The organism is Paenibacillus sp. FW101-FHT12H11 (genome assembly GCF_058790355.1).
In genome coordinates this window covers 117,715-142,228 of sequence record NZ_JBYTCO010000010.1, presented here as the reverse complement: position 1 = coordinate 142,228, position 24,514 = coordinate 117,715, and the positions used below count along the sequence as shown (strand labels likewise).

The 24,514-nt window shown below is 44.4% G+C and carries 31 protein-coding genes, 3 tRNA genes and 1 pseudogene; 19 read left to right on the top strand and 16 right to left on the bottom strand.

Going from position 1 to position 24,514, the window contains the following annotated elements; translation table 11 throughout:
• Window positions 1–134: 134 nt before the first annotated feature.
• The 5 genes from AC3WTJ_RS28830 to AC3WTJ_RS28810 all read left to right on the top strand — a co-directional run bounded on the left by AC3WTJ_RS28830 (window position 135) and on the right by AC3WTJ_RS28810 (window position 1,780).
• Window positions 135–299 (top strand): hypothetical protein, encoded by a 165-nt coding sequence (locus AC3WTJ_RS28830; RefSeq protein ID WP_164484139.1) that lies wholly within the window; start codon window positions 135–137, stop codon window positions 297–299.
• 89 nt (window positions 300–388) lie between these two features.
• A tRNA-Met gene (locus tag AC3WTJ_RS28825) sits at window positions 389–465 on the top strand.
• A 10-nt stretch (window positions 466–475) separates the two neighbouring features.
• A tRNA-Ile gene (locus AC3WTJ_RS28820) sits at window positions 476–549 on the top strand.
• A gap of 75 nt (window positions 550–624) precedes the next feature.
• Window positions 625–912, top strand: a complete 288-nt coding sequence (locus AC3WTJ_RS28815; RefSeq protein WP_127452054.1) for a DUF2277 domain-containing protein — start codon at window positions 625–627, stop codon at window positions 910–912.
• Window positions 913–1,045: 133 nt separating this feature from the next.
• Window positions 1,046–1,780, top strand: a complete 735-nt coding sequence (locus tag AC3WTJ_RS28810; RefSeq protein WP_492524677.1) for a DUF1906 domain-containing protein — start codon at window positions 1,046–1,048, stop codon at window positions 1,778–1,780.
• Window positions 1,781–1,826: 46 nt separating this feature from the next.
• Here the strand turns inward: AC3WTJ_RS28810 and AC3WTJ_RS28805 are convergent, their stop codons facing one another.
• Window positions 1,827–3,056 (bottom strand): hypothetical protein, encoded by a 1,230-nt coding sequence (locus tag AC3WTJ_RS28805; protein ID WP_492524676.1) that lies wholly within the window; start codon window positions 3,054–3,056, stop codon window positions 1,827–1,829.
• Between the two features lie 87 nt (window positions 3,057–3,143).
• Between AC3WTJ_RS28805 and AC3WTJ_RS28800 the strand changes: the two genes are divergently transcribed.
• The 5 genes from AC3WTJ_RS28800 (at window position 3,144) to AC3WTJ_RS28780 (ending at window position 6,948) form a co-directional block, all read left to right on the top strand.
• Entirely contained in the window at window positions 3,144–3,989 is an 846-nt protein-coding gene (locus AC3WTJ_RS28800; RefSeq protein ID WP_492524675.1) for an alpha/beta hydrolase family protein, read from the top strand.
• Window positions 3,990–3,997: 8 nt separating this feature from the next.
• Window positions 3,998–5,338, top strand: a complete 1,341-nt coding sequence (locus tag AC3WTJ_RS28795; RefSeq protein ID WP_492524674.1) for a Na+/H+ antiporter NhaC family protein — start codon at window positions 3,998–4,000, stop codon at window positions 5,336–5,338.
• Window positions 5,339–5,357: 19 nt separating this feature from the next.
• Window positions 5,358–5,870 carry a metallophosphoesterase gene (locus AC3WTJ_RS28790; protein WP_492524673.1) on the top strand — a complete coding sequence of 171 codons (513 nt, stop codon included), beginning with the start codon at window positions 5,358–5,360 and terminating at the stop codon, window positions 5,868–5,870.
• A 76-nt stretch (window positions 5,871–5,946) separates the two neighbouring features.
• Entirely contained in the window at window positions 5,947–6,120 is a 174-nt protein-coding gene (locus tag AC3WTJ_RS28785; protein WP_157321493.1) for a hypothetical protein, read from the top strand.
• A 321-nt stretch (window positions 6,121–6,441) separates the two neighbouring features.
• On the top strand, window positions 6,442–6,948 hold the full coding sequence (locus AC3WTJ_RS28780) for a hypothetical protein (protein ID WP_492524672.1): 507 nt from the start codon (window positions 6,442–6,444) through the stop codon (window positions 6,946–6,948).
• 71 nt (window positions 6,949–7,019) lie between these two features.
• Here the strand turns inward: AC3WTJ_RS28780 and AC3WTJ_RS28775 are convergent, their stop codons facing one another.
• From AC3WTJ_RS28775 to AC3WTJ_RS28760, 4 genes and pseudogenes are all read right to left on the bottom strand, one after another.
• A complete protein-coding gene (locus tag AC3WTJ_RS28775) occupies window positions 7,020–7,673 on the bottom strand; it encodes a DUF3231 family protein (RefSeq protein WP_492524801.1) in 654 nt (217 codons plus the stop codon).
• Between the two features lie 9 nt (window positions 7,674–7,682).
• A pseudogene (locus AC3WTJ_RS28770) lies at window positions 7,683–8,098 on the bottom strand (DUF3231 family protein); the annotation flags it as partial.
• 197 nt (window positions 8,099–8,295) lie between these two features.
• Window positions 8,296–8,368: transfer RNA gene (locus AC3WTJ_RS28765), tRNA-Val, on the bottom strand.
• A gap of 77 nt (window positions 8,369–8,445) precedes the next feature.
• A complete protein-coding gene (locus AC3WTJ_RS28760) occupies window positions 8,446–8,613 on the bottom strand; it encodes a hypothetical protein (protein ID WP_492524671.1) in 168 nt (55 codons plus the stop codon).
• A 127-nt stretch (window positions 8,614–8,740) separates the two neighbouring features.
• Between AC3WTJ_RS28760 and AC3WTJ_RS28755 the strand changes: the two genes are divergently transcribed.
• Window positions 8,741–8,935: a hypothetical protein gene (locus AC3WTJ_RS28755; protein ID WP_079420361.1), complete on the top strand. Its 195-nt coding sequence runs from the start codon at window positions 8,741–8,743 to the stop codon at window positions 8,933–8,935.
• Between the two features lie 97 nt (window positions 8,936–9,032).
• Here the strand turns inward: AC3WTJ_RS28755 and AC3WTJ_RS28750 are convergent, their stop codons facing one another.
• The 3 genes from AC3WTJ_RS28750 to AC3WTJ_RS28740 all read right to left on the bottom strand — a co-directional run bounded on the left by AC3WTJ_RS28750 (window position 9,033) and on the right by AC3WTJ_RS28740 (window position 10,027).
• On the bottom strand, window positions 9,033–9,326 hold the full coding sequence (locus AC3WTJ_RS28750; RefSeq protein ID WP_157321486.1) for a hypothetical protein: 294 nt from the start codon (window positions 9,324–9,326) through the stop codon (window positions 9,033–9,035).
• A gap of 198 nt (window positions 9,327–9,524) precedes the next feature.
• Window positions 9,525–9,734: an alpha/beta-type small acid-soluble spore protein gene (locus AC3WTJ_RS28745; protein ID WP_127452072.1), complete on the bottom strand. Its 210-nt coding sequence runs from the start codon at window positions 9,732–9,734 to the stop codon at window positions 9,525–9,527.
• 137 nt (window positions 9,735–9,871) lie between these two features.
• Window positions 9,872–10,027 carry a hypothetical protein gene (locus AC3WTJ_RS28740; RefSeq protein WP_492524670.1) on the bottom strand — a complete coding sequence of 52 codons (156 nt, stop codon included), beginning with the start codon at window positions 10,025–10,027 and terminating at the stop codon, window positions 9,872–9,874.
• A gap of 305 nt (window positions 10,028–10,332) precedes the next feature.
• Between AC3WTJ_RS28740 and AC3WTJ_RS28735 the strand changes: the two genes are divergently transcribed.
• From AC3WTJ_RS28735 to AC3WTJ_RS28725, 3 genes are all read left to right on the top strand, one after another.
• The gene (locus tag AC3WTJ_RS28735) at window positions 10,333–10,659 is read left to right on the top strand and encodes a hypothetical protein (RefSeq protein WP_127452074.1); all 327 of its coding nucleotides are present in this window, start codon (window positions 10,333–10,335) and stop codon (window positions 10,657–10,659) included.
• A gap of 169 nt (window positions 10,660–10,828) precedes the next feature.
• Window positions 10,829–11,377 carry a superoxide dismutase family protein gene (locus AC3WTJ_RS28730; RefSeq protein ID WP_492524669.1) on the top strand — a complete coding sequence of 183 codons (549 nt, stop codon included), beginning with the start codon at window positions 10,829–10,831 and terminating at the stop codon, window positions 11,375–11,377.
• Between the two features lie 22 nt (window positions 11,378–11,399).
• On the top strand, window positions 11,400–11,930 hold the full coding sequence (locus AC3WTJ_RS28725) for a hypothetical protein (RefSeq protein WP_492524668.1): 531 nt from the start codon (window positions 11,400–11,402) through the stop codon (window positions 11,928–11,930).
• 336 nt (window positions 11,931–12,266) lie between these two features.
• Here the strand turns inward: AC3WTJ_RS28725 and AC3WTJ_RS28720 are convergent, their stop codons facing one another.
• The 4 genes from AC3WTJ_RS28720 to AC3WTJ_RS28705 form a co-directional block, all read right to left on the bottom strand.
• Window positions 12,267–13,358 (bottom strand): Ger(x)C family spore germination protein, encoded by a 1,092-nt coding sequence (locus AC3WTJ_RS28720; RefSeq protein ID WP_492524667.1) that lies wholly within the window; start codon window positions 13,356–13,358, stop codon window positions 12,267–12,269.
• Window positions 13,355–14,431, bottom strand: a complete 1,077-nt coding sequence (locus AC3WTJ_RS28715) for a GerAB/ArcD/ProY family transporter (protein WP_492524666.1) — start codon at window positions 14,429–14,431, stop codon at window positions 13,355–13,357. Before AC3WTJ_RS28715 ends, AC3WTJ_RS28720 begins: the two co-directional genes overlap by 4 nt.
• A gap of 42 nt (window positions 14,432–14,473) precedes the next feature.
• Window positions 14,474–15,784, bottom strand: a complete 1,311-nt coding sequence (locus tag AC3WTJ_RS28710; protein WP_492524800.1) for a spore germination protein — start codon at window positions 15,782–15,784, stop codon at window positions 14,474–14,476.
• 357 nt (window positions 15,785–16,141) lie between these two features.
• On the bottom strand, window positions 16,142–16,573 hold the full coding sequence (locus tag AC3WTJ_RS28705; RefSeq protein WP_161405984.1) for a CBS domain-containing protein: 432 nt from the start codon (window positions 16,571–16,573) through the stop codon (window positions 16,142–16,144).
• A gap of 161 nt (window positions 16,574–16,734) precedes the next feature.
• On the opposite strand from AC3WTJ_RS28705, the gene AC3WTJ_RS28700 reads away from it, so the two are divergent.
• Together AC3WTJ_RS28700 and AC3WTJ_RS28695 are read left to right on the top strand one after the other, a co-directional pair.
• Window positions 16,735–17,196 carry a divergent PAP2 family protein gene (locus AC3WTJ_RS28700; RefSeq protein ID WP_407867861.1) on the top strand — a complete coding sequence of 154 codons (462 nt, stop codon included), beginning with the start codon at window positions 16,735–16,737 and terminating at the stop codon, window positions 17,194–17,196.
• A 75-nt stretch (window positions 17,197–17,271) separates the two neighbouring features.
• A complete protein-coding gene (locus tag AC3WTJ_RS28695) occupies window positions 17,272–17,709 on the top strand; it encodes a GNAT family N-acetyltransferase (protein ID WP_157321469.1) in 438 nt (145 codons plus the stop codon).
• A 30-nt stretch (window positions 17,710–17,739) separates the two neighbouring features.
• Here the strand turns inward: AC3WTJ_RS28695 and AC3WTJ_RS28690 are convergent, their stop codons facing one another.
• Window positions 17,740–19,317, bottom strand: coding sequence for a sensor histidine kinase (locus AC3WTJ_RS28690; RefSeq protein WP_492524665.1), 1,578 nt, complete (start codon window positions 19,315–19,317; stop codon window positions 17,740–17,742).
• 167 nt (window positions 19,318–19,484) lie between these two features.
• Window positions 19,485–20,237 carry an MBL fold metallo-hydrolase gene (locus tag AC3WTJ_RS28685; RefSeq protein WP_492524664.1) on the bottom strand — a complete coding sequence of 251 codons (753 nt, stop codon included), beginning with the start codon at window positions 20,235–20,237 and terminating at the stop codon, window positions 19,485–19,487.
• A 145-nt stretch (window positions 20,238–20,382) separates the two neighbouring features.
• Between AC3WTJ_RS28685 and AC3WTJ_RS28680 the strand changes: the two genes are divergently transcribed.
• The 3 genes from AC3WTJ_RS28680 (at window position 20,383) to AC3WTJ_RS28670 (ending at window position 22,381) form a co-directional block, all read left to right on the top strand.
• Window positions 20,383–21,276 carry an alpha/beta hydrolase gene (locus tag AC3WTJ_RS28680; RefSeq protein WP_492524663.1) on the top strand — a complete coding sequence of 298 codons (894 nt, stop codon included), beginning with the start codon at window positions 20,383–20,385 and terminating at the stop codon, window positions 21,274–21,276.
• 81 nt (window positions 21,277–21,357) lie between these two features.
• A complete protein-coding gene (locus AC3WTJ_RS28675; RefSeq protein WP_315951327.1) occupies window positions 21,358–21,978 on the top strand; it encodes a stalk domain-containing protein in 621 nt (206 codons plus the stop codon).
• 91 nt (window positions 21,979–22,069) lie between these two features.
• Window positions 22,070–22,381, top strand: coding sequence for a DUF1292 domain-containing protein (locus AC3WTJ_RS28670; protein WP_127452090.1), 312 nt, complete (start codon window positions 22,070–22,072; stop codon window positions 22,379–22,381).
• A gap of 135 nt (window positions 22,382–22,516) precedes the next feature.
• On the opposite strand, the gene AC3WTJ_RS28665 is transcribed toward AC3WTJ_RS28670, so the two are convergent.
• Together AC3WTJ_RS28665 and AC3WTJ_RS28660 are read right to left on the bottom strand one after the other, a co-directional pair.
• The gene (locus AC3WTJ_RS28665; RefSeq protein ID WP_326062152.1) at window positions 22,517–22,936 is read right to left on the bottom strand and encodes a DUF1885 family protein; all 420 of its coding nucleotides are present in this window, start codon (window positions 22,934–22,936) and stop codon (window positions 22,517–22,519) included.
• A gap of 85 nt (window positions 22,937–23,021) precedes the next feature.
• Window positions 23,022–24,491, bottom strand: a complete 1,470-nt coding sequence (locus tag AC3WTJ_RS28660; RefSeq protein ID WP_127452094.1) for an aminotransferase class I/II-fold pyridoxal phosphate-dependent enzyme — start codon at window positions 24,489–24,491, stop codon at window positions 23,022–23,024.
• Window positions 24,492–24,514 lie beyond the last annotated feature (23 nt).

Here is a 24,514-nt window from a genome sequence, read left to right as displayed (position 1 = left end):
GTGGTGCATGAAGCACTGCTAGGCGGTTTTTCGATTTTATCGTGCATGCAGGATGTTCGTGAGGTGAGACTCATAAGTCTGATCTGTTTTGGATAAGATAGGTTTATCGATTTCATTAAAACGGAGTGATTGCGATGAACTGGATATATTGGGCAAAATTATATGATTCCAAGTTTCAAGCGGGCTGTCTGGCGAAAAGAATGGAAGAAGACTGGTGGATTTATGGGTATGAATGCCCACAAGAAGTGGAAGTTTTCAAGTCGAAAAAGGGACGTTTCGGCGTTCGTTACAATACGTAATTTCGTGCATTTTATCTAAAAATTAACGCTTGACTTACCACTCGCGCTTAGTGTATATTTATTTTTGTCGCTGTTGAGTGGCAACATGACGCGGGGTGGAGCAGCTCGGTAGCTCGTCGGGCTCATAACCCGAAGGCCGCAGGTTCAAATCCTGCCCCCGCAACCAAATTTTATTTGGGCCTATAGCTCAGTTGGTTAGAGCGGTCGGCTCATAACCGATTGGTCGGGGGTTCGAGTCCCTCTGGGCCCATAGTACGAAAACCCTTTGAATAAGGGTTTTTTATTATTTATGTAACTTTATAGCCTTGCAAAGGAGCTGCTTGCTATGTGCCGAAATATTAAGCCGCTTTTTAACTTCAATCCAGTTGCTACAGATGCTGAGATTCAGGCGGCCTCTTTACAATTTGTTAGAAAAATTTCGGGTTTTACCGCGCCATCCAAGGCAAATGAGGAAGCTTTCAACCGAGCGGTCACTGAAGTTGCGCTAGCTGCACGTCAATTAATGGATTCACTCGTCACTACTGCGGAGCCGCGCAATCGTGAAATCGAAATCGAGCGTGCACGCGCTAGAAACGCCAAACGATTCGGAACCGTAAAAAAACTGGAGTCCTAACAAAAAGGCTTTTACCTTCTTAGGTAAGAGCCTTTTTTGTTGCTTTCCTTTCAATAGCAACTCATTTGAAGGTAGCAATCTATTGTCTACGAGCATATGATGTAACAAACTAGTAGAAATTAGGTGATAGAAAGTGACCAAAGGTTTTGATTGCTCAACGCCTTTAACGGCGCAAACCGCCGCCGCTTTCGTCAAAGATGGCTACTCGTTTGTGGCCAGATATCTCGTCCCGAGCGGGTATAAGGCTTTAACGAAAAGTGAAGCGGAACGAATCAGCCAAGCAGGTTTGGACATCGTATCTGTTTTCGAAACTACGGCAAACCGGGCTCTTGGCGGTAGAAACGCAGGATTGGCTGACGGCGCTACCGCGGTACAGGTGGCTCATCAGTTGGGACAGCCCGCAGGAAGCTGTATCTATTTTGCTGTCGATTTTGACGCGACTAGCGCTCAAATGGCTACGGTTATCGCGTACATCCAAGCGGCAAGTGAAGCGACTCCGGAGTATACCACCGGGGTATATGGGTCGTATGCGGTTATGGAAGCTGTGAAGCAAGCAGGTGCTTGCTCGAGGTTTTGGCAGACCTACGCATGGAGCGGCGGTAAAAAATCCACATTCATTAACATTTATCAATATTTGAATGATGTTTCCGAGAATGGCATCCAAATAGATCATGACGAATCCTATGGAAGTGAAGGCTGGTGGAACACGCTGACACCAGTGAACTATCCACTTACAACGCATGATGCCAATGTCATTATCCCATTTCTGTCTGCCGGTTATATGGCGACGACTTCGCTTCCGGCCCGAGCGGAATTCAATCGCTTGGCGAATGAACTGCGCAAGGCGTCTGGCCAGCCGCTGCAGTAAATGTAAAGCCCGTTAACTCTCGTTACTGAGAGTTAGCGGGCTTTTGTCATTGCATGACAGCGCTGCGAATGTACCAGCGCGAATCCAGCGATGCTCTTTCGAGACGAAAGAGCACACGCCTGTGGGCAGGCGCGGAAGCACGTGCCGGTGTAACCGTAACGTCGACCGCAGCCTCAAGCTCAAGGAGCTGGGACACGTCCCGCTCCGGGAACTTGGACAGCCGGCGCATGCTTCGCACATGCAACGCCTGCTCTTGCCCTGAGGTGACCTGCAGCAGCTGCAGGTCACCTTGGTTGGCGCCGCTGATCCAGACGTCGATCAGCGCCCAAGGCGAAAGCTTGCTGATGTAGGACGTCAGCAAGCCTGCCGCGCGGTGCACCATGACCTGGTGCGCCGGATCCGAGGAGTGGGAGCCGTGCGTCACGCTCCCGAGGAAGTGAATGCAGAAATGACCGTTGAAGTCATTTCCGGGAATACCGTCTCCGCCATGCGGCATGCCATGCATGGAGCCGGCCAGCGTGCGGCCGTTAAACTTCACGAGGACTGCTTTGCGGTCCCAGCTCCAGGCGCCGCCATAGATGGTTTTGAGCGTCGCAGAGTCGGTCTTCGTCAGCGGTTGCACATCCGCGTGGCTGGAACCCGCTCGGCGCTGTCCTTCAAAGCTAAGACCGCTTTCCACGTCGGTTATCGTGAATTTACTATATTTGGGGATGACGGCGCTTGCGTCTTCCCAACTCAGGATTTCGCCATAGTGCTGAGCTCTAAGCGCTTGAACTTGCGTGCGAAGCGCTTCTTGCACGCCCGGCGACACCGCATAAATGGATTTGGTCATCGGATCAACCAATTCCCCATTTTCCGTGACGCCGTAATGTTGCGTCTGCCCTTTTTTATGATAAATGAGGGTGGTATCCGGCGGCAAAGGCTCCGTATACGAAGCGCCTGCCTGTAGTTGCTCAAGGTCTCGCTGTAATTTTTTATTTTCAAAAGATGATTCTGATCGGTAGGCGGCATGTGGAGAGGCTTGGACGATCAACTGAAAAGTAGTCGTATTCGTCGTTTCTTGAGACCTGAGGGCTTGACCATAAGCATGGTGGCCGAATGGACCAAACAAACAAATGGACATCACAGAAAGCAACAGGGTGCAGATCATCGTTCGGAGCAAGCGGGTTGCTCGGGCATGATGCATAGGTAAGCTTCCTCCTGAATTGATTTTAGTAGCGGTCCACATTTGAACAGCAGGATGAAACGCCATAGTCAAGTTTTTACTAATTGCCATAAATTTATGAACAAATTCATCGCCATCTGCAGCCCGAATGGCATCTGTGTTAAAATATAGCAGTACTTAGGAAAGGGAGGTTATCTCATGCAACCAAGTGAAGGTAAAGCATTTAAGCTACATATAGCAGAGGATCGGATAGTGAGAGGTGATTTCTATGAAGCGGCGTCTGGGCCGGCTCTGGGGACTATAGTCATTTGCCATGGATACAAAGGGTTTAAAAACTGGGGGATGTTCCCTCGCGTAGCGCAATCCTTATCTGAGGATGTAAATGTTATGGCCATCAATTTCTCTCACAATGGTGTTGGAGAGGATCTGCTTGAATTTACAGAGCTGGAGAAGTTCGCGCGAGATACATATTCGAGGGATCTTGAAGATTTGGAAGCCGTTGTGGAGGAAATTCGGCGAAATGAACAGCTTGCTAGTGCCGGTGCCGGAGAGAAACCGATTTTGCTTTTGGGTCATAGTAGAGGGGCGGGGGTGTGCCTTATCTATGCGCTTGATCATCCCGATCAAATTGCTGGTGTTATTAGCTGGAATGGCATTTCGAATGTTGATCTGTTGACAGAGGATAATAAAAATGAGATGCGCACAGCGGGAAGATCGTATACGTTGAACGGTCGTACAAAACAAAATATGCCTTTAGATCTTGAAATCCTTGAAGACATGGAGATCAACAGTGAGCGATTCAATATAATGGGCAGAATTAGCGGCGCAGCGTTTCCGATTGCTTTAATTCAAGGAACTGAGGATAGCGAAAGGCTTATTCGAGGCTCACGACAGATGGTCGAGCAAAACTCATCTATTCAATGGATCCGAATTCCTGAGGGCAATCATACCTTTGGCTCGGTTCATCCTTATCAAGGAGAGTCCCAAGCGCTGAAGCAAGCCATTCAAGAGACTCTTCAAACCATTCGAGAAATGTTAGGATAAAAAGACACATGTTAACGAATAGACAACTTGGCGTAACGATACTTATTACCATTCTTGGACTCGCTGCCGCATATGTGCTGCATATCGCCTTGGCGATTGGTTTTTCATTTGGACTCATCACATTGGTCGTCATCGTATGGCGAGGCGGAGCTGCATTCAGAGGCATTCTACGAAGCATGGGGGAGGGCGTCAAGCATACCAAAGAAGTGATGTGGATTCTTGCATTGGTTGGCGTTGTTATCCCTACGTGGACAGCTAGCGGGACTATTCCCTATATGATCGATTTAGGACTTCGCATCGTGGATCCCAGCTTTTTTCTTACATTTTCGTTTGCTCTTTCCGTATGCATTTCCATGCTGCTTGGAACTTCCACGGGCACGCTAAGTTCCGTGGGAATCCCGCTAATCGGTCTTGCTGTGCTGCTTCAAATCCCTTTGCCGATGGTTGCAGGAGCACTAGTTTCGGGCGCATTTGTCGGCGATAGGACTTCGCCTTTTTCCAGTGCGAACCGTTTGGTGGCATCTTCCACAGGTGTTTCCGTCAAAGATTTATTTAAAACCTTGCTGCCAACTACGATTGGGGCTGGATGTATCTCCCTCGCTTTTTTCTTGTTTTGCGATATGAGAGGGAAGTGGCATCAAGAGGAAAACAATGTGCTTAGTCAGCAATTTGGTTCCGGTTTTAACTACAGCATTTGGCTGTTATTGCCTGTGCTGCTTTTATTGCTTTCAATATTGCTCAGATTTAAAACAAGAAACGGATTTCTTCTTTCCATCGCTAGTGCAATCGGAATCGGCCTCATTTTTCAAGGAGTAGCTTGGGAGGAATGGCTGCATGCGATGTGGTTTGGTTATCACTCTGTTACTTTTGAATCGCTGCAAACCAAAGGTTTGTCTAGTATGGTTGAGTTAATTGTACTTATTGCACTCGCGGGAGCGTTCAACGGAATTTTAGAGGAAAATCGTGTATTACAAGCCTATATGCAAAAATTGTTGGGAGGAAGCTCCACTTCCCTATTCACCGCCACCATTCGAACCGCCTTGTTTGGCTTAGGACTTGGTCTTGTTTCGTGTACACAAACCCTCCCGATCATGATGACTGGCAGGAGTTTGCTGCCTTTCTGGGAGGAGCGCTTCCCGCGCAGCCAGCTTGCCAGAGTTGTTGCAGATTCAAGCCTCATTCTAGCAGCTATGATTCCTTGGAATATGCTCGCGATTGTGTGTGGAACCATTGTAGGTGTGCCAGTCGAACATTATATTAGTTATGCGCCATTTCTTTGGGCTTTGCCACTATGTACCTTGATTTGGTCATATGGGTGGGGTCGTCGTGGCAGAGCCGTCGGATATTGAATTGAAGGAGAGTTGCAAGATGCCTACAACTTATTTTATTTCAGATCACCATTTCGGCCATAAAAACATCATTGACTTCGAGAACAGGCCTTTCGGAGATGTTGATGAAATGACAGAAGCCATGATAGTAAAGTGGAATGCTGTCGTCCGTAAAGAAGACAAAGTTTTTCATTTAGGCGACTTTTCATTTTTAAATAAAGAACGCACTCAGGCAATTGTTTCACAGCTGAACGGGTATAAAATCCTCATCCTGGGCAATCATGATCGTGGGAGACCGAGGACCTGGTGGCTTGATGCTGGATTTGATGAAGTAAGTGAGTATCCACTTATTTATACGAACTTCTTTTTCCTTTCACATGAGCCAATGTATATGAATAAACAGATGCCATATTTGAATGTTCATGGGCATATTCATGGACAGAAATATGAGGGACGTCAATATTACAATGTGAGTGTAGAACAATTAGACTATACGCCGGTGTCTTTTGAACAGATTCGCGATTCGGTTGTGATGGATGAGGAACAGGCATAATGGCGCTTGAACGATAAGTATGAAGGTGTATAAAAGGTGGGAATAATGAGATTAATTGTTCGAGGAGGTTGATTTTATGTTAACGAATGACAAGCTGAGTGAAGCCGATATCGAAGTCATTTTGATGGCCATAGACACTTCAAAAGACGCACTACTTAAAGTGTATACGAAAGATTGGCTCGAAACGAAAATCGATGATATAAAAAATAAGCTTCACGCACAGCAAGAGGAACTGGAACGAAATCATTGAATCGTGCAATCGATTCTATCGACAAAAAGCACTAATGATCATTGATCATTCGGGTGCTTTTTTTACAATGGATTAAGGAGCATTTGAAATTGTCATCGTATAAATTGCCTTGTGGAACTAAGAAATTTTATCCTGAAAAGCTTGATTAATTAACACGTAAAGGAAATTATCTATTGTTTCATACGTTAAGAGCACTTGAATTTATTCAAGTGTTTTTTTGTTGTAATAGGTGCTCAGTGATAGGGGTATTTCGAGATGATTTATATAATTACACAATTTGGGAATACTGTCTGGATATCAGAAAGTACAAGGTGGTACAAGATGTTCTATAAAAATCAACAAAAGTTTTATCAAGAACGCGTGTACAAGTCTCCTTACGCTGCTGCACTTTGGTCATTATGTTTGCCAGGATTCGGGCAACTTTATGTACGTGAGTATTTTATCGGTGTTATCTTACTCGGTTCTGAAATCGCGTTTAATGTTTTGTCTAAACTAAACTGGTCTATTTATTACTCGTTTACTGGAGAATTGCAAGAGTCCTCCGAGATTGTCAATATGGGATGGGGGTTGTTCTATCCCTCTGTATATGCATTCAACATCTGGCATGCTTATAATACGGCAAAGATCATGAATGCTAAGCTAGAAGCAGAAGGAATACCTAGGCCTGAAAAACTAGCGCATAATATGGGCTTTTTTACTGGGCTCGTTTTTGGTATGTTTTTCGGGCTGCATTGGGCATTTTTGATAAGTCCTGTTTTTTCTGGTATTGTACTGGGGATTTCTTTGGCGATTATTGGGCATTTAATTGAGAAGTATATAGATCGATGAATTGGAATGTAAAGGGCATCCTTGAAAGTTGGATGTTTTTTATATGATGTGCCTAGCTAAGCGCGGATCTTCTAGCCGGTGAAAGGATAAGGGGTAAATATGCTGGGGCTACATATCTTTTTGGGAAAAAGAAAAAGCGCCCCTGACAGAAGCGCAAGTTCCTTACGATTGGGTGCAAGTGGGGGCTCTTCCAGCCATTCTCTTTCAATAAGCAAGTCCATGACATCCTTACCGAAATTCATGATTTCAGTAATAAGTTTGTAATATTCACCCGCCAAATCTATGCGTGTCGTTACTGACAATGAACTTCTAATATAAAAGAGAGCGGTTGAATTCAGTATGTTAAGAAGATTTAGGATCAATCTATCTGAAAATGGAGAAACTGTTGATCTCGTGACTTCCGTATTAACCATGACGGTGCCAATCAAATCATCTTGAATTAATTTGTTATTGATAAAAGTAATTTGATCCAAAGACAACTCTTTTCCTTTAATGAGCAATTTCTTAATATCTTCATCCTTTACGACTTGAATAAAAGATGTAAGAAGAATTAGTCCAAAATAATTACGCTCGATGTTAAAGAACATCTCCGATATTTCCATAACATTCAACATTCTCTGCGGACCAAACCATTTAGAAAAGAAGTTTTCTTTCATTTGAACAAAATCAGCATGTTCTGGATATGGAATCATGGGTGGCCGATAGTAGATTCCCTTTTGCAGCATAAGTGTGACGGACTCGTTGTATAATTCAGTTGTCGATTCAATACACTTCGTAAAATAGTTTCTAATATCTTCTCGAGCTGTACAAGTTAAAAAAGAAGCGTACTTATTCAAAACAATACGGCTCATTGAGTACACGTAACTCAGTGGGAAAGTATCGAAGAAAAGAGGGGGAGCCGTAACATTAACGTCTGCTTCAGTAAATCCGATGGGGATAGGGAATTTTTCTTTTCAAAGAGATGCTGAATAGTTTCGATGTGAGATTGTGATAGGCTCAATGACTGCTCGATCAATGGCTTGATTTCATCATCTTCAGTTATTTGTAGTAAGTACTTTGAGATACATACCGCGAGACTGTCACTGATATAAGATGACCATAATGCTGAAACTTCTGTTGAGGAGAATCCAATAACGTGGGAACCGACCATGAATACAACCCCTTATTGACGTAATAGAATTAAATTAGCGAATAGCAGAATTATAGTTAGTATATCCCTCACCATATCTATAATATTTTTTATTGTATAAAGTGTTTATTTCCATTTTACTAATGGGAGGTTTGTTGAAGACTGTACTAATAAACAAAACCCGCAAAGCACAAGGCTTTGCGGGTTTCTGTTATATATGACCTGTAGTGGGCTCGAACCACTGACCCCTACCCTGTCAAGATAGTGCTCTCCCAGCTGAGCTAACAAGTCGTTTTGTGAAGACAATTAGTAATATACCAAGAATTCTCAAGCATGTCAATATATAAGTTGGTTATTTTGTAAACGGATTAATTGCGCCAAAATCGAAAAAGCTTGGTGAGGAGATAGTAAGTTTTACGCTTCTTTTTGGACCTGGGCATGAAGGAGAATTCGTTTGTTGAAGTATCTAAAGTTGCTGTATGGCCTTTCCCCAGCAGGATGGACAGTTCATCGTCGGTTACGCCTTGCATTGTCATGGATTAGTCAACCTTTCCGCTCAATCATGTCATTAATATATCAAAAAAGTCAGCGCTTTGATATAGGACTTTCATATTAGCGGGATTTATGGTAACTTGGTGTCATTAGAGTTTGGGAGGAACAGGAATGACGAAGCAGCAGCATCGATGGAATTTGCGTTTAAAAAGCAGTAATGTATATCTAGGTACCGTATATTTGGGCGATCCGCTTCCTGAAGTTGAAGATGTGATTATGATTGGCGATAAGAAATATACCATTCTTGAGCTCGGTAGTAATCGCGATGCAAGCGATGTGTTTGTAGAAGAAGTGAAGAAGAAATAAATCATGGTAAAAAGCGCTGTCTAGGAGGATTGATTCTTCTAAACAGCGCTTTTTATTTTAACGGATTCTTATACTGGATCCTATGCTTATGTATGTACTAGGCAAGATTGTAGAGAGAGGCCAGGCAATCAACGAACATTTTGTTATATTCCTCACGGGTGTAGTCTTTGTTGCAGGCAATGTCTCTTCCCAGGAATTGAAACCAGGTGATTTCTGTTTGCGCTTTTTTGTAAATAAATTTGCCGTGTTGGATGAGGAAGGTGTCATTCTCGAAGTAGGGTACGTTGTCAAACTGAAGCGTTTTTTCGCCTTTTTGTTCGGAGACTAATGTCGCCAATAGAATAAGCATGCGGTACGGATCACGGAAAATTTCATATTGTTGTTCAGTCATGGTTTACCACTCCATTCGTGTATACGGGCTAAAGCCATCATACTAGAGAGGTAATCTGAATAGAATATGCGAACGAAAACTCGTGAGGATATCGAAGGAACAGATGACAATATTGAAGAAATAGAAAAAAGACTGACAGTCACTCTAAGGAGGATCGAGTGAAATCAGTCTTTTGGAGTTTGCGTCTACATCAAAAGATTAACGTTTGAAGCTGGAAAGTTGTTGTTCTGCGATTTGTACCAAACGCTTCGTGATGTTTCCGCCGATCGCGCCAGCATCACGAGTTGCCAAGTTACCGTTGTAGCCAGTAGGGGAGAGGGGGACACCAATTTCCTGAGCGACTTCAAACTTCAGTTGATCCAATGCTGCTTTTGCTTGTTGTACGACTAAAGTGTTGTTACTAGCCATTCAAAATCATCTCCTTTTTTATGGTACACCAGTATTATTAGAATGTTCAGAAAATTTATACACAAAAAAATATCTATATCATCAATAAACCCCCAACCGGTTGGCTGGGGGAGGATATATTTTAAAATAAGGATCAATTATTCCTCTTCGGATTCCGCGCTTTCTTCAGCCGCAGCAGCTTCTTGACTCGCCTCTGCAACTTCTTCAGCCGCCTCTTCGTTCACTACTTCTTCAGCGGACTCTTCAGCGATTTCTTCTTCATTTTGGGATACAACTTCTTCTTCTTGGCTCATGCACTTCACCTCCTCGGTTATGTATAATATCATTCTATCCGCTTCTATCAGGCCCTACAAGAGGGTTTAGAGGGCTATGCATAGATTTAATGAAACCTTAATTCGTTTGTCAAATCCTGCTAAAATGGGGTAGCGAGGAAACTCGGTTTTTGTGCTTAAATGACTTATTTTCGCCGGATTTCTCTAATGAGCATGTTTTATTTTTCTATGAATATACATGAGGCAAGCAGCGAAAGTTTATGAATGACTAAGCTGAGCACGCTATAAAGATAGTTTTCTTACGAAAACTCTTAGGAGGAGTCCGAATGAACCGGTCGGATGTTATTTTGGAATTACAGTTAGTCCCTGAGCTGCTCAAGCAAGCTGAAGCGATCTATGTGGATGCGGTATCTGAGCTTAGTTGGGCCAAGCACGAGCTATTGACGAAGGAATGTGAGGTCATTGGTGACGGATTGGTGACAGGGAAAAATGAACAGCAGCGCCAAGCTGAAATGTGGCCTTACACGAAAGATTTGCAGCAGCAAGTGTTAAGAATGGAAGATGCCGTCGAGCATACGAAGGTAGAGTTCCATTTTTACAAGCGAAAGCTTGAAAATCTACAAATTATAGCCAAATTGATGACCATTCTATAAGGGGAAATAAATGATGAGAAGCCTGCGATCGGATGATTGCGGGTTTTTTACTATTTTTGAGCATAGATGAAAATTTTATTTTTGTTATACGGTTACAGCAGAAGGCAGTTGTGCATCCTAAGGGTAGATTATGTAAAATGCTAAGTTTTCGGGAGGACGAAGATACGTCATGAAATCATTAAAAATTGTTGTGACTGTGAGTTTGGGGCTATTCGTGCTGACAGGCTGTCAAAGCGTGAAAAGTACGGCAACAGCAGAAGCTGGCTCTACGCCACCTCTAGAGGTTACATTAATTGGGGCAAGCGGACAAACGGTTGGAAAGGCGCAACTGGCAGCCGCTCCAGAGGGTGTACAAATTGATTTGCAAGTAAGCGGACTAACGCCTGGGGCCCATGGTTTTCATATTCATGAAAAAGCCGCTTGCGATGCGCCGACATTTGATTCGGCAGGTGCTCATTTTAACCCGATGCATAAAGAGCATGGTTTTCTTAATCCCAAAGGTGCGCATGCTGGGGACCTTCCTAACTTGGTCGTAGATCAGCAGGGAAATGGCCGTTTGAGTACGGTCACCAAATCCGTGGTGCTGCTTCCTGACAAGCCAAATTCGTTGTTTAAGCCAGGGGGAACCTCTCTTGTCATTCATGAGAAAGAGGATGATTTGAAGACGGATCCATCCGGAAATTCTGGTAAACGAATCGCCTGCGGTGCCGTGAAATAAAGGAAGGAGCATTCATGACAACATGATCAAAACACAGGATCTCAAACTGCAGATGGATGAACTCACCAAACAGAACGACTTAGTGCTAATTGAGCTCGAACAGGTAAAGAAAATGTTGTTAGGCGGATCCCAAAGCTCGCAAGGTGGCCAAAATCAGCAGCAAGCTTCGAATTCCGGTCAATCGCAAGCGCAGGGTGAAGATCAAGGACAGAACCAGGATCAAACTCAAAGTCAGGCCCAAGGACAAGGACAAGATCAGGGACAGCCTCAAGGACAATCTCAAGGTCAGGACCAAGCACAAGGCCAGCAAGCCGGACAAAATGGCGCTAACGGCCAGCAAGTCTCAGACTTAGCCAATGAACTATTGAAAATTAAGGATTTGGTTGAAAAGCTGGAACAAAAAACATCCCAGTATGTCAGCAGCCAGTCCAACAACGGGACATTAACAGAGAAGGACGCTGTCAATCTGATATTGACGTTAATGAACGGCATGGTCGATTGGGCCAGCGAATTTGTCTCATCCAAAGCCTCTTCAAGTGGACAGCTGCAATAACATAAGAGATCATCACCCAAATAAAAGAGCTGCCCGTGCAGCTCTTTTTGGTTTTTTGTCGAAACAAAACGCTTTTCGTTTGTTTTTTCGGTGACGCGTTTTATGGATTCTTTAGGCGATTCGACAATATGCACTTATTTACATAATCGAATCTGACCGATAAAGTAAAGAAGAGTAAAACGTAAAGAGACAAACCATAGATGGGGTGTAGTGTATGAGAGAAATAGATATTCATCATCTGATGAATCAACTCGGAATTCAGCCTGATCATTTACATAAATGGATGTCTGATCAAGGGAATGCTGCTAAGGTTGAAACGACTCGTAGACCCGATCATTATTTGATCACGCCGACCCCTTCGAGCTTCATTTCGACCCCGACGCGGAACTCTAATTCGGGATAAAGAGCTTGCCATGTATGCCATTCCTCTTCTACGGTTCCGAAGTGACGCGATCGATACTTCAATCCGAAGCCAAGAGGATCGAGGTTGTTATCTCGAAATTTTTTCAAAAGCCGGACTATTTTATCTTCAGAGGATTGGCAAACCGCCGCTTCATATTGCGAAAGCTGATTGATTTCGAGGGGGCCTGATGCCGATTCTTCAATGACACCTCTCATCTTAATGTGCATATCGACATAAGGAGGTCCATTTTTGGGAATGCGAATGTGATATTTTGAATTAATGTTATCCACCGAAACGAAAAATTTCGAATCCTGGAAGGGCGCTTCAATTTCAACTTTGTTAATACTTGCTTTTATAATATTAAAAAGTCGTGTTTCATTCGAGTTTAGTGTAAGCTTTACATTCTCCTTATCGAAAAGGACGGCAGTGTTAATCGTAAAATGATTGTTAGCCGATTCCACAATGGAGAGAATGGGATCTAATCCCAGTTCTTTTTTTTTGCGATAAAAGTTGAATAGGTACTCGGAAACCACATAACCGGATTCTACCCCCGTCTTCCCAAAGCTTAGCAGCAAAGAGTTGCCAGGCATCCTCTCATGGGATATTTTTGTTCCCAATACGGCTTCTGCTGAAGGTTGTCCGACAGCAACCCAGGACACAAGTTGGATATCTCTGCGGCGATTGAGCCAATCCAATTCATTTATGCCATTTTCCTTCAGAAACGGATACCCAAAAATAATAATTTTGGCATGACCGAAATCCAATTCTTTGTCGACCTTAGACTTCAGCAATCGAACAGCCTCTGTGATGGAGTTGGCATCCTGTGTGATCAATTCGTATTGCGCGGAACTATTATCGAGACTATTTCCAGGAACGGCTAATTTCAGCGATATCCGATATTTCATATCTTTATATTCAGATTTATCAATGCCAATGGAAACAACAAAAAATTGTTTGTCAATATCCTTGAAGCCGCACCCTCCGCACAGGCACAAGAGCAGCAGGATGATGAGCCATTTCTTCACGCCATTTTCCTCCTGGCAAAAATAACGATGATGATCACCAAGGCAATTTCAGAAACCAACCTCACATTTAAATAAAGAGTGCCGAAATTGAATAGAGAGTTGTCGTTGAAAAAGTAGCTGAGGAGAAACGTGACCCCTCCCATAAGGGCTATTACAGCCCAAGTGAAGTAGCTTTTTTCTTTCTGGCTAGGAATCAGCTCTTTAATAAATTCAATCCCCACATGCCAATGAATAAAGGAACCGGCCAAGCTAATATTGGTGTACAGCAGCATGAAAATAAATAAAACCCTTTCGACTAAACCAAATTCTACCCGCATAGAATCTGAGGTTGAAATCCAAGGGTAAATGTAAGTATTCACGGCCATTGTTCCATGGTAGCCCGCAGGAATCAGGAAGCTCGTTAACAAAACACAAGTGCCAACAATCGGGATTGTCCAGAGTAAGGGGATTTTTTTATTTGGTGTAAGAAGCCTGTTGAAGATAACTAAATTCGTATACCCTGTGAAAATGTAGGTGCCAGCAGATATGGAGTCCCATGTTGGCCTGTTCAGAATATGAGTGGCAATTTCAAAACAAGCATCATAATGCATGGCTTCGTTCGTTACGGCTTTATACAAGACCCATACAATAACGGGGACATTGGTAACCAGTAAGATTTCCATGCAAAAAAGTACGGATTCCGATTTCAAACGGGCAATCATGCCGACAACAGTCACGAAAGCCAGCACGATTAACATCGATGAAATGTCCGGATTAATATATTTTTTTGTGATCTCGCTAAATGCAATCAGCGTGATCATCCCGGCCAAATACCAGATAACAATGAAATAGATCAAAATGGGAATACGCACCCATCGCGGCGCGTGTTGTTTTAATATTTCCGGGAAACCCTGTCCGGGGAACTTCGCGATTGATTTGACGAACACATACAAGAGGGTGAAACCGATCGGTATGGACAGAACCAACGCCAGCATACTTCCTTCAAATCTGTGTGAGAGCAGAATGCGAGGCACGAAAAGGATGATATTCGCCAGCATATTTAATAAAACCAAATAGTAAAAATAACGGACCATCGGTGCAATCACCCCACTCAATTGAGACTCGTAGGACTCGCTTTATTTTCGGTAGAAAAATAAGCGTAAATAAGGAACGCCAAAGCTTCTTAAATTTGACAAATAGGCTGTCATGCCAATAAGTCCAAGTACGACGCCAGTGATGTCTAACATGGATGCCAGCAGGACAAGTGGATATTTCATGATTCTCATGGCGAAGCTCATTGAATTGACGGGGACGACAAAATTGGAGATCGCCACCGTCGATACAATGATGATCATGATGTTGCTGATTAAGCCTGCGGAAGTAGCGGCTTGTCCCAGAATTAATCCGCCAACGGTAGTCGCTGTGGACCCAACGGACTTCGGCAAACGGATGCTTGCTTCCAATAATAGCTCCATCAGGATCAACATGAGCAAGACTTCGACATACGCCGGATAAGGCACAGAAGCCCGGCTCCCGGCAATGGACAGCGCAACCTGGACCCGGAATATTTCCGGATTATAGGCAGTAAGCGCGACATAGGCAGCAGGTAAAATCAAACTTAGGAACAACGCAATATAGCGTAAGATAAGCAGAAAATAACTGACTAAAGAAAGCTGATAGTTATCATCCATCGCCGAGTAGAAATCGTAAAACACAACAGGCAGAATCAGAACAAAGGGCGTGCCTTCAAGCATTAAAATTATTTTTCCTTGCGAGAGATTTAGAATGGCTCTGTCAGGACGTTCTGTCGTGAGGAAGGTGGGAAAGATAGAAAATTTTTGTTTGTTTAAAAGTTGGATAAGCTCGTTAGTCGATTGCAAAGTGTCAACTTTGATCTCATCAATCAGTCTTCTTACTTGCTCAAGCACCTGACGGTCGACTTGCAAATCATCGTACATGATGCATAATCTGGATTTGGATAACCGTCCGAGCTCCAAGCACTCCACGCGCAAGGAATTGTTCTGATAGCGGAAGCGGATCAAGTTGATATTTGTATCAATGTGCTCGCTGAAGCCTGTCTGCGGGCCTTGAATCGTTGCTTCCACTTGAGCATCGCTTAACGCGGCGGCTTTTACCTGTGCAGCATTGAAGAGCAGAATACGCTCTCTGAGCACAATGGCGACATGGCCCGAAGTAATTTTGTTCAGAGCATCAACATTGGAAGCGGGTCGATTGCAGCCTGGAAAAGAGAGTAAATAATTTTCATACTCAGCTTCCTGTTTCATTTGGAAAAAGGGTTGAATGATCTCATCCCGGATCAAACTGCTGTCACAAATATTGGTAATAAATAAAATTTCGGCCTGAATATGATTGGATTGCATCATGCGATGCTCCAAATCGTCGGAAGGGCCAAGTTTATCTAGCAGCCATTGCTTGTTCTGGCTCATTGGATTCAAGGATATCCTTCCTTTCCAAGCAAAGTTTTCCTCTTAGTCTGTCTCTGGAAGGCTGACCCTATCCATGGCTTAAGGGAAACTGGCGGATTCAGGAAGCAAGGAAGATATCTTGAAATTGCTGTGGGTGGCGATGTTTTTGCTGGTGGAAGGAGCGTTTCTGCTTGGGAAATAAGAAATGTGAAAGGGGGGGAGTAATGAGATTTGGCAGCGGGGGAAGCGGGTGATCCGTTCCTGGAAGGAACGGACCCGATCTTCCGAGATTCCATTGCGTGGACAAAAGGACCACAAAGACGCGATTTTGGATAAAATGGATGAGAGTGGAAAAAGGGCAAGTCCGGAATGCTGTGCCTATCTCTCTCCTGCAGCGGAGGGGGATTTGAACACAACTTGCTTCGCACAATATTCAATGATTTCGCTTCTTCGCACAATGCCGATGAATTTATCGGAATCATCAACAATCGGCACGAAGTTTTGTACTTTGGCTAAATCAATGAGATCCACCATGTCCGCATGGATATGAACCGGTTTATTCTGCACGCGCAGCGGAACCTCAGAAAGTAAATGTCGGTGCGCATTCTCAAACGATACGCCTTCCGAATTTTTCAAAAACCATAACAAATCGCCTTCGGTGACGGTCCCTACATAATGGCCATCGTCGGATAATATCGGTACCGCGGTATAACGGTGATATTCCATACGCTCAAGTGTCTGACGAAGCGTTGTTTGTAATGTTGTTGTAATAACTTCGGATTTCGGTAAAAGGAAAAAAGCGATATTCATCATTCACACTCCTTAGAGTTTTCATAAGAAAACTGACGTCGCTAGCAAAGGCTTGGAGTTTTTCGCAGGAAAACTTTCTTCGTAAGCTAACACTCCTATTGTATCAAAATTTACGAATAGAATCTAAACCTGTGATGGATGCTAAAAGAGAGGTGAGCAGAATGAATAGAGCGCTTATAACAGCATTGCTAGGAATCGGTACCGCACAGGCGATAAAAATGCCTCTTACTTATATGACAACGAAGAAGTGGGATTGGTCGCAACTCATTCAAACCGGTGGAATGCCCAGTTCACACTCCGCCGGTGTGTCGGCTTTAGCTACTTATATCGCTATGAAAAGAGGGCTCTCTGCCGTTGATTTTGCCATTACCTCGGTGTTTGGCGCTGTCGTCATGTACGATGCCATGGGAGTTCGTCATGCGGCTGGGGAGATTGCCGTAGAAGTGAATGAAATTGATGTGCAGGTAGAGCGGTTAGCTAAGCAGCATCCGGGTTTATATCATGCTCGCAGACGGAAAGCTTTGAAGGAGAGGTTGGGGCATTTGCCGCGGGAAGTTTTGGGCGGTGCGATTTTGGGGGTAGCCATCGGGGCATCGAGCTATTTGTTGGAGAAAAAGAGGTAGGCTTTGACGTGTGTGGACATCCTTTCTTGAATGAGATAAGATCAAGGAATATTCATTGAAAGGAAGAAAGTCCACATGGAAATCATTCGCGTTACTAGTCATGATCAACTGAAAGATTGCTTTAAGGTTCGTTTCAAAGTATTTGTAGACGAGCAGCAAGTGCCTGAACATTTGGAGATGGACGAAAAGGATGAATCGCCGGAAGCCAGCCATCATTTTCTTATTCTAGACGGCGAACAACCGGTAGCCGCAGCCCGTTGGTATGAATACCAGCCCCAAACCGCCAAATTGCAGCGTGTAGCTGTTTTGAAAGAATATAGAGGCCAATCCCTCGGCAAGCAAATCATTCTGGCTATGGAGCAGCAAGCCCGCGAATTGAACTGCACGTCATCCATTCTGGATGCGCAGTGCCAGGCTGAAGGCTTTTATAGTCAATTAGGTTATCATGTCATCTCGACAGAACCATTCTACGACGCAGGCATTCTGCACGTAAGAATGAAAAAGCCGCTGTAACAACAGCGCCTTTTTTTTGCTATGACGATGTTATTGCGCCAATGGGAAAGTAATGATGAATCGTGTGCCGGTGCCAAGCTCGCTCTCCACCTCCAGCGTTCCTTGGTGATCTTGCACGATTTTGTAGCAGATCGATAAACCAAGCCCTGTGCCGGATTCTTTGGTCGTGAAGAATGGATGGAAAATCTTCTCTAACTGTTCGTTCGGAATCCCTGGACCATTATCGGCAATGACGACCGTCACGCTTTTGGCATCAGACGTTAATTGCATGTGTACGACACCGTTTTCTTCCATGGCTTCGCAGGCATTTTTTACGAGATTGAGAAGCAATTGAATCATTTTATCTTGATCCATCAAGACTAGGACGGGTTCCGTCGCTTCTTTGTAATGAATTTGATGGCCGAATCGGGTTGCTTCCGACTCCATCAGCGCAATGACCCTGAGCACACACTCGTGCAAGGAGTAGACGCGAAAATCGATGCTATGAGGCTTGGAGAATTGCAGGAATTCACCGGTTAAATCACTCATGCGATCAATTTCTTCCATAATCAAGCTGTACCAATTTTCTATATTGTAACCGTTTGCTTTGGAGATTTGCAGAAATCCTTTGACCGTTGTAAGCGGGTTCCGTATTTCGTGAGCCATACCGGAAGCCAATTCGCCGATTACCCTTAGCTTATCGGATCGAAGCATATGCTCTTCACGTTTTAGCCAAGACTCCCGTTTCTTCGTAAATAAGTTATTCTCAGCTAACAAGATCAGATCATCTTTCGTCAAGCCGTCCAGCGGATAGGAAGCAATTCCGTATGTAATTTGGATCCCAGTCAGTTTGGGCAGTTCGGAGTCCAGCTTTAGTTTTAAAGAAGAGGTGGCTGATTGGTCAGCTACTAGCGGCATAACGACTGCGAATTCATCACCGCCGTATCTCGCTATGAAGAGCGCATCTTTAAACAAGATTTGGAGAAGCTCCGCCATCTGCTTCAAGATAAAGTTTCCAGCCTGAAAACCGCGGGTCGTATTCATCGATTTCAAATCCGTGCAGTCGATCAGAATCAGGACCAACCCCTGTTTCTGACGAATGAGCTGCTCAAGCCGGCGATGGGACTCTTCATAATTGTAAAGGCCTGTTAGCGAATCTTGCTGCGTAAATAAGTAACGTTCCTTTTTCAATCGATCAGCTTGTTTGAGCGTGGAATAGGTTGCTTTCGTAAGCAATGCAACCGTTGTGAAATGCAGCAAGCATTCAATCGCATAAATCCATAGCAAGTCATATAGCCCTTTAATAAGATAAACATTGCCTAAAAAAATAAGTGCGTAGGACGCGGACAGCACCCACGATTTTTTGCGATTTTCTTCTGTATAAATATCGTAAAGCAGCGTTAGTATGTATAGAGGGAAGATCAAGTTTAAATGACCTATGTAATGTAAGAAGCCAATGATCAGTAGGCGAAGCCATGGCATTCCTGCATGTTTGAATGGAATACGGAAGCTTATCAAGTACAGTAAAACGAGAAGGATTTGTAAAGGAGTGTTAATGGAAGTGTGGAGTACTGTCGTATATAGCATGAAAACAAATGCGTAAGCAAAAAGAATCCAATTGATTATCAAAGTATCATCTCCTGCAAATTACGATGTCCAGAATAACCACTCTTGTGACATGTTCTCTGTCTCTTACCCAAATCCTGCTTTCAGGCAAAAAGAATAGGAAATAAAGACGGATTTTCGCGAAAAAAGAACCTTCAGGGGGTTGAATTCCTAAGGTTCCATGATGATAATTATTCTGGGAGATCAATAATTTCGTGCTGGGCGGCAAACCGCATATGGCCGGTTTTGCCAATGAAATCGCTCATATTGTCGGCATAATGCATGAGATAGATCCGCTGCTGAATATGCTCAGGTAACGTAAGCAATTCGTCAAGTGTAGCATGGATGAAACCTTGGCCGCTTAACTGGCAATCATGAAAAATCGTATGGCAGTTTCTTTTGGCGGCAACTTCGTGAATGAGCAGCTCTTCACTGAAGCGGACATCCGCACTATAGAAGATTCGGTCGTTGATAAACAGCGAGTAGCTGGGCTTGCTGGAAATATGAAGTGTGGGCACAAGTTCAATGGTTAAACCAGGGCCTATGACAACAGGCACTTGTTCCTCAATCACAATGACGTCAAAATAATCCTCGAGGGAATGATAGCCGTCTTCCGGATTATACATGCCGCCTTTCAAAGTGTTCTCCCATAACGTATCTGCAATTGCTTGAGTCAGGTAGAGCTTTGTTTTCTTCTGGTTGCTTTCATATAATAAGCGGAAAGCCATTTCTTCCAATCCGCCAACGTGATCGGCATGAATGTGTGAAATCACGATGCCATCGATTTGATCGGGCTGTAGCTGTATGTCGTATAGTGATCTTGGCGTTGTTGAGCCACAGTCGATGAGTAAATTTCTTTCGTTTGAACGGATTAATGCGCTTGTATTATAAAATGTTTTGGCAAAAGCACTGCCGGTTCCCAACATTTGAATTTGCAAACTCATTCAGCCGCCCCCATTTTTCGACAAAAAACATCTTTTTCTAATGTAGCATGGGAGGTTGTTCGATTTCAACCATTATATGTATGGCGTATAAGCTTAAAGTACGATGTATACATAAGTTTAATTCATTTAAGGTGATGATATTGGGATGATTTGGTATTTAATTGGAGCGCTGATCGTGACGATTGGCTTGATTTTGGTGGGTATTTCTACCTATGTAGGTTGGCAGTTAACACATCCGAAACGAAAAATCGTCGATGAGTTTCCTGAGCAATATGGCTTGCAGAAGCAGGATATTGTTTTTCCGAGCCAATCGCAGGACGTTGCACTGGATGGATGGTTTTTTAAATCGCCTTCCGCACCCCAAGGGGAGTTGGCAACGACGGTCATTATGTCACATGGATATGCGGGTACACGACTGGAAAAGGGGCTGCCGGCGCTTGCTTTAACGAAGGCGATCGTTGATGACGGCTATCATGTGCTTATGTTTGATTTTCGCAATTCGGGCAATTCGGAAGGCAACTTGACGACTGTCGGATATTTGGAGAAGCAAGATTTGTTGGGGGCTATTCAGTGGGTGCGGGAGCATGTCCCTAGTAAAATTTGCTTGCTCGGCTTCTCGATGGGAGGAAGCACGTCATTATTAGCTGCAGCGGAAGAATCCTCCGTTACGGGGGTGATTACAGATAGTGCTTTTAGCCAGCTAAGCCCATACTTGCGAGATAACTTGCCGGTGTGGTCGAAACTGCCAAGGTTTCCGTTCACGCCTTTGATTTTGGGCATTTTGCCAAGGCTGATAGGGATTAATCCCCGGCATGTAGATGCGCTTGCGGCCGTTGATCACATTTATCCGAGGCCGATTCTTTTCATACACAGCAAAGATGACGATGCGATTCCTTGGTCAAATAGTGAAGGGATGTGGCGTCGGCATCCAGACGTTTTTGAGCTATGGCTCACACAAAAAGCGGGGCATGTCGGGTCTTATAACATGCAGCCGGAGGCGTACAACCAACGCGTTCTATCATTTTTATCAAAATTATAAAATCATCGCAACTCTTTTTAACCTTCGGAGTATAAAGATGCAGACATAAAGTTTACTAACGAGAGCTGGAGGTTATTCAAAATGAAAGTTGTTCAGCGGATATTTACGTTGATGCTGGTGTTTTTTGTTCTAAGTACGGCTGCAGTGGTGGCCTCGTCGATATGGGGGGATTATAAGGGATTTAACATTGCCCGACTGGTCGTCAACGATACGACATCGGAGTTCGGGGATTCGGATGTTCCGCCTCTTATCGTTGATGGCAGCACCGTTTTACCTTTACGTGCGGTTAGCGATGCCTTGCAAGCGCTGGTGAAATGGGATAACACCAATAAGACGGCCTATTTGTACAAACCGAACGTGCACTTGTTCTTTACAACAGAAGTGCGGAAAGACTCAGCCATCGTTCCATTTGGCGTCGTTGAGCGCGGGAAGCAAGCGGATTTTATTGTGTTTGCACAAGTGGATAATTTGAAAACAAGCATTTCCTCTGTCAAAGTTTCCATTGTATCGCCAAGCGGCAAAAGTGTGGTTACTCCTGTAGTGAAAGCCATCACAGATTCCAAAGAGTCTTTCTGGCTGAAGGTGCCTTTGTATGGCGTTTCTTTTGACGAAGCAGGCACTTATGTTGTGAAATTTGCGATGCAAGCGACAGGTGCTAGCGACTATTCCGTCGTATCCGAGAAGCAGATCCAATCCGAATAGGATAAGCTCGCAAGAAAGTGGTTTGACCTCTGAATATGAAAATGTTAGGATAATGACGTAACTAATTATTCGACGAAATGAGGTTCTGCCTGTGAGCGATGAGAAGCACGATCATGTACACGGCCCGGACTGTGACCACGATCACGAGCATGGGGAAGATGTTTTTATCGTAACGGACGAGAACGGTGAAGAGCACGAGATGGTTATGGTGTATACCTTCCAATCTCAAGAGCAAGCTTATGCGGTATTGCTTGATCGCAATGATCCTGAAGCGGACGGCGTCATTTTCCGTGTTGAGGAAGACGGCGACGATGCCTTCCTAGTCAACATTGAGGATGAAGAAGAATGGGAACGCGTAGTGACCATTTACAATGAGATCGTAGCTCAAGAAGGCGAAGAATAAGAGCTATACATAAGGAAGGGCTGTCCAGTCAGTAGGTGATCTACTGAAGGGCAGCCCTTTCACTATTTATTATGAAACGGGGCTGTCCTAATGGTTTGAATGAACCATTTGGGACAGCCCCGTTCGTGTAAAATGTCATTTTCGAGGATTGAAGTACATGATTCTGCCATTAAATAGATGAAGTTCAGCTTTCAACAGTTTGCCAAGGTATTTGCAAAACTCATTGCCTTTGCTCTTGTCGCCATGAGTGGCGTCGTCAGGCAATACGACTTGAACATAATGCCGGTCTTCCTCTTGAACCTTCTCGCTGCCGACACCAATCACGATATATTTGTATAAAGGATTGATACCCTTCAGATAGAACCATTTGCCTTCGCCTTCCGGCTTCGTCTCAATGGTATAAGGGAATCCGGCCTCGTCATATTCCCAGCCAAGCTGCTTGGCTGTCAGACTGAGCTGCTCACGGTAATGCAAAAGCCTGTCCTTGAGTTCATCCAAGGTGAGTGCGGGTACTTGGGAGCCTGTTACGAATTTAATATAAGCGCTTTGAGCCATTCCTTGATCACCTCATTCGCTAAACATCACCAACATCATAGCATCATGTAAACGGTTTTACAATATATACCTATCAGTTATAGGCTTAGAATATCGCCTGTGTCTCGACGATAACTTTGACGTTTTGAACGCTGCGGTCCTCAGGGCCCTTGACAGGAAGTCCAACCTCAACATGCTCGACGATGTAATCAATAAGCTCTTGCGTGATGACTTCACCTGGAAGCAAAATCGGAATTCCCGGTGGATAAACATAGATGAACTCAGCGATGATCCGGTCGGCGGAATCTTTGAAAGGCAAAATTTCGGTCTCGCCATAGAAAGCGTCACGCGGTGTCAACGTTAATTGAGGAATAGCAGGAACTTTAATGACAACCTCTTTGACTTCAACAACATCGTCATTCATATGCGAGAGTTTGCGCAGAGCTTCTAGTAGAGTCTCAATGTTCTCAGGCGTATCCCCCGGCGTAATGAGGCAGAGAATGTTGTACATATCGCTCATTTCGACTTCGATATTGTAGTGCTCGCGCAGCCAGTTCTCGACTTCGAAGCCCGTGACGCCGAGCTTTCGCACGTGGACACATATTTTCGTCGGGTCATAAGTGAAAGTCGCTTCTTCGCCGAGAATTTCTTCTCCAAAACAGTAGAGGTTCTCGATTTCATTAATTTGCTTTCTTGCATACTGAGCAAGGGCAATTGTACGTTCCGCCATTTCATATCCGTTCAAAGCCAAGTGCCTGCGGGCTGTGTCCAGCGAAGCTAACAAGATATAGGACGTAGAAGTCGTCGTTAGCATAGAGATAATCGTTTGAATCCGCTTCGGATTTACGCGATTTCCTTTTACGTTCAAGACGGAGCTTTGCGTCATGGACCCGCCTAGCTTATGAACGCTAGTCGCTGCCATATCGGCGCCTGCTTCCATAGCGGACATCGGCAGTTTGTCATGGAAGTGAATGAGCACGCCATGCGCTTCATCAACAAGAACCGGCATGTTATAGCTGTGTACCAGATCAACGATCTCTTTTAAATTCGTGCATACACCATAGTAGGTCGGGTTGATGACCAAGACAGCTTTGGCGTCGGGATGCTTTTCGAGCGCTCTGCGGACAGAACGAGTCGGAATACCGTGGTCGATTCCTAAGTTTTTGTCACGAGCTGGTTGAATAAACACTGGCTTAGCGCCTACGAATATAATCGCGGCAAGTACGGATTTATGTACGTTTCGCGGAACGATAATTTTATCGCCCTCGGAGCAGACGGTCATAATCATCGTCATGATGGCTCCGCTTGTTCCTTGTACGGAGAAAAACGTATGGTCGGCGCCATAGGCGTCCGCAGCTAGCTTCTGGGCTTCCTCAATGACACCCATCGGTTGATGGAGATCATCCAGCGGTGCTATATTGATGAGGTCGATGGACAGCGCGTTGTCTCCAATAAAGGAACGAAACTCCGGGTCCATGCCGACTCCTTTTTTGTGGCCAGGAATGTGAAATTGAATCGGATTTCTTTCAGCATGCTTGAGCAATGCATTGAACAGGGGGGTACGGGTATGATCCACCTGATTATCGCTTCCCTTCTATC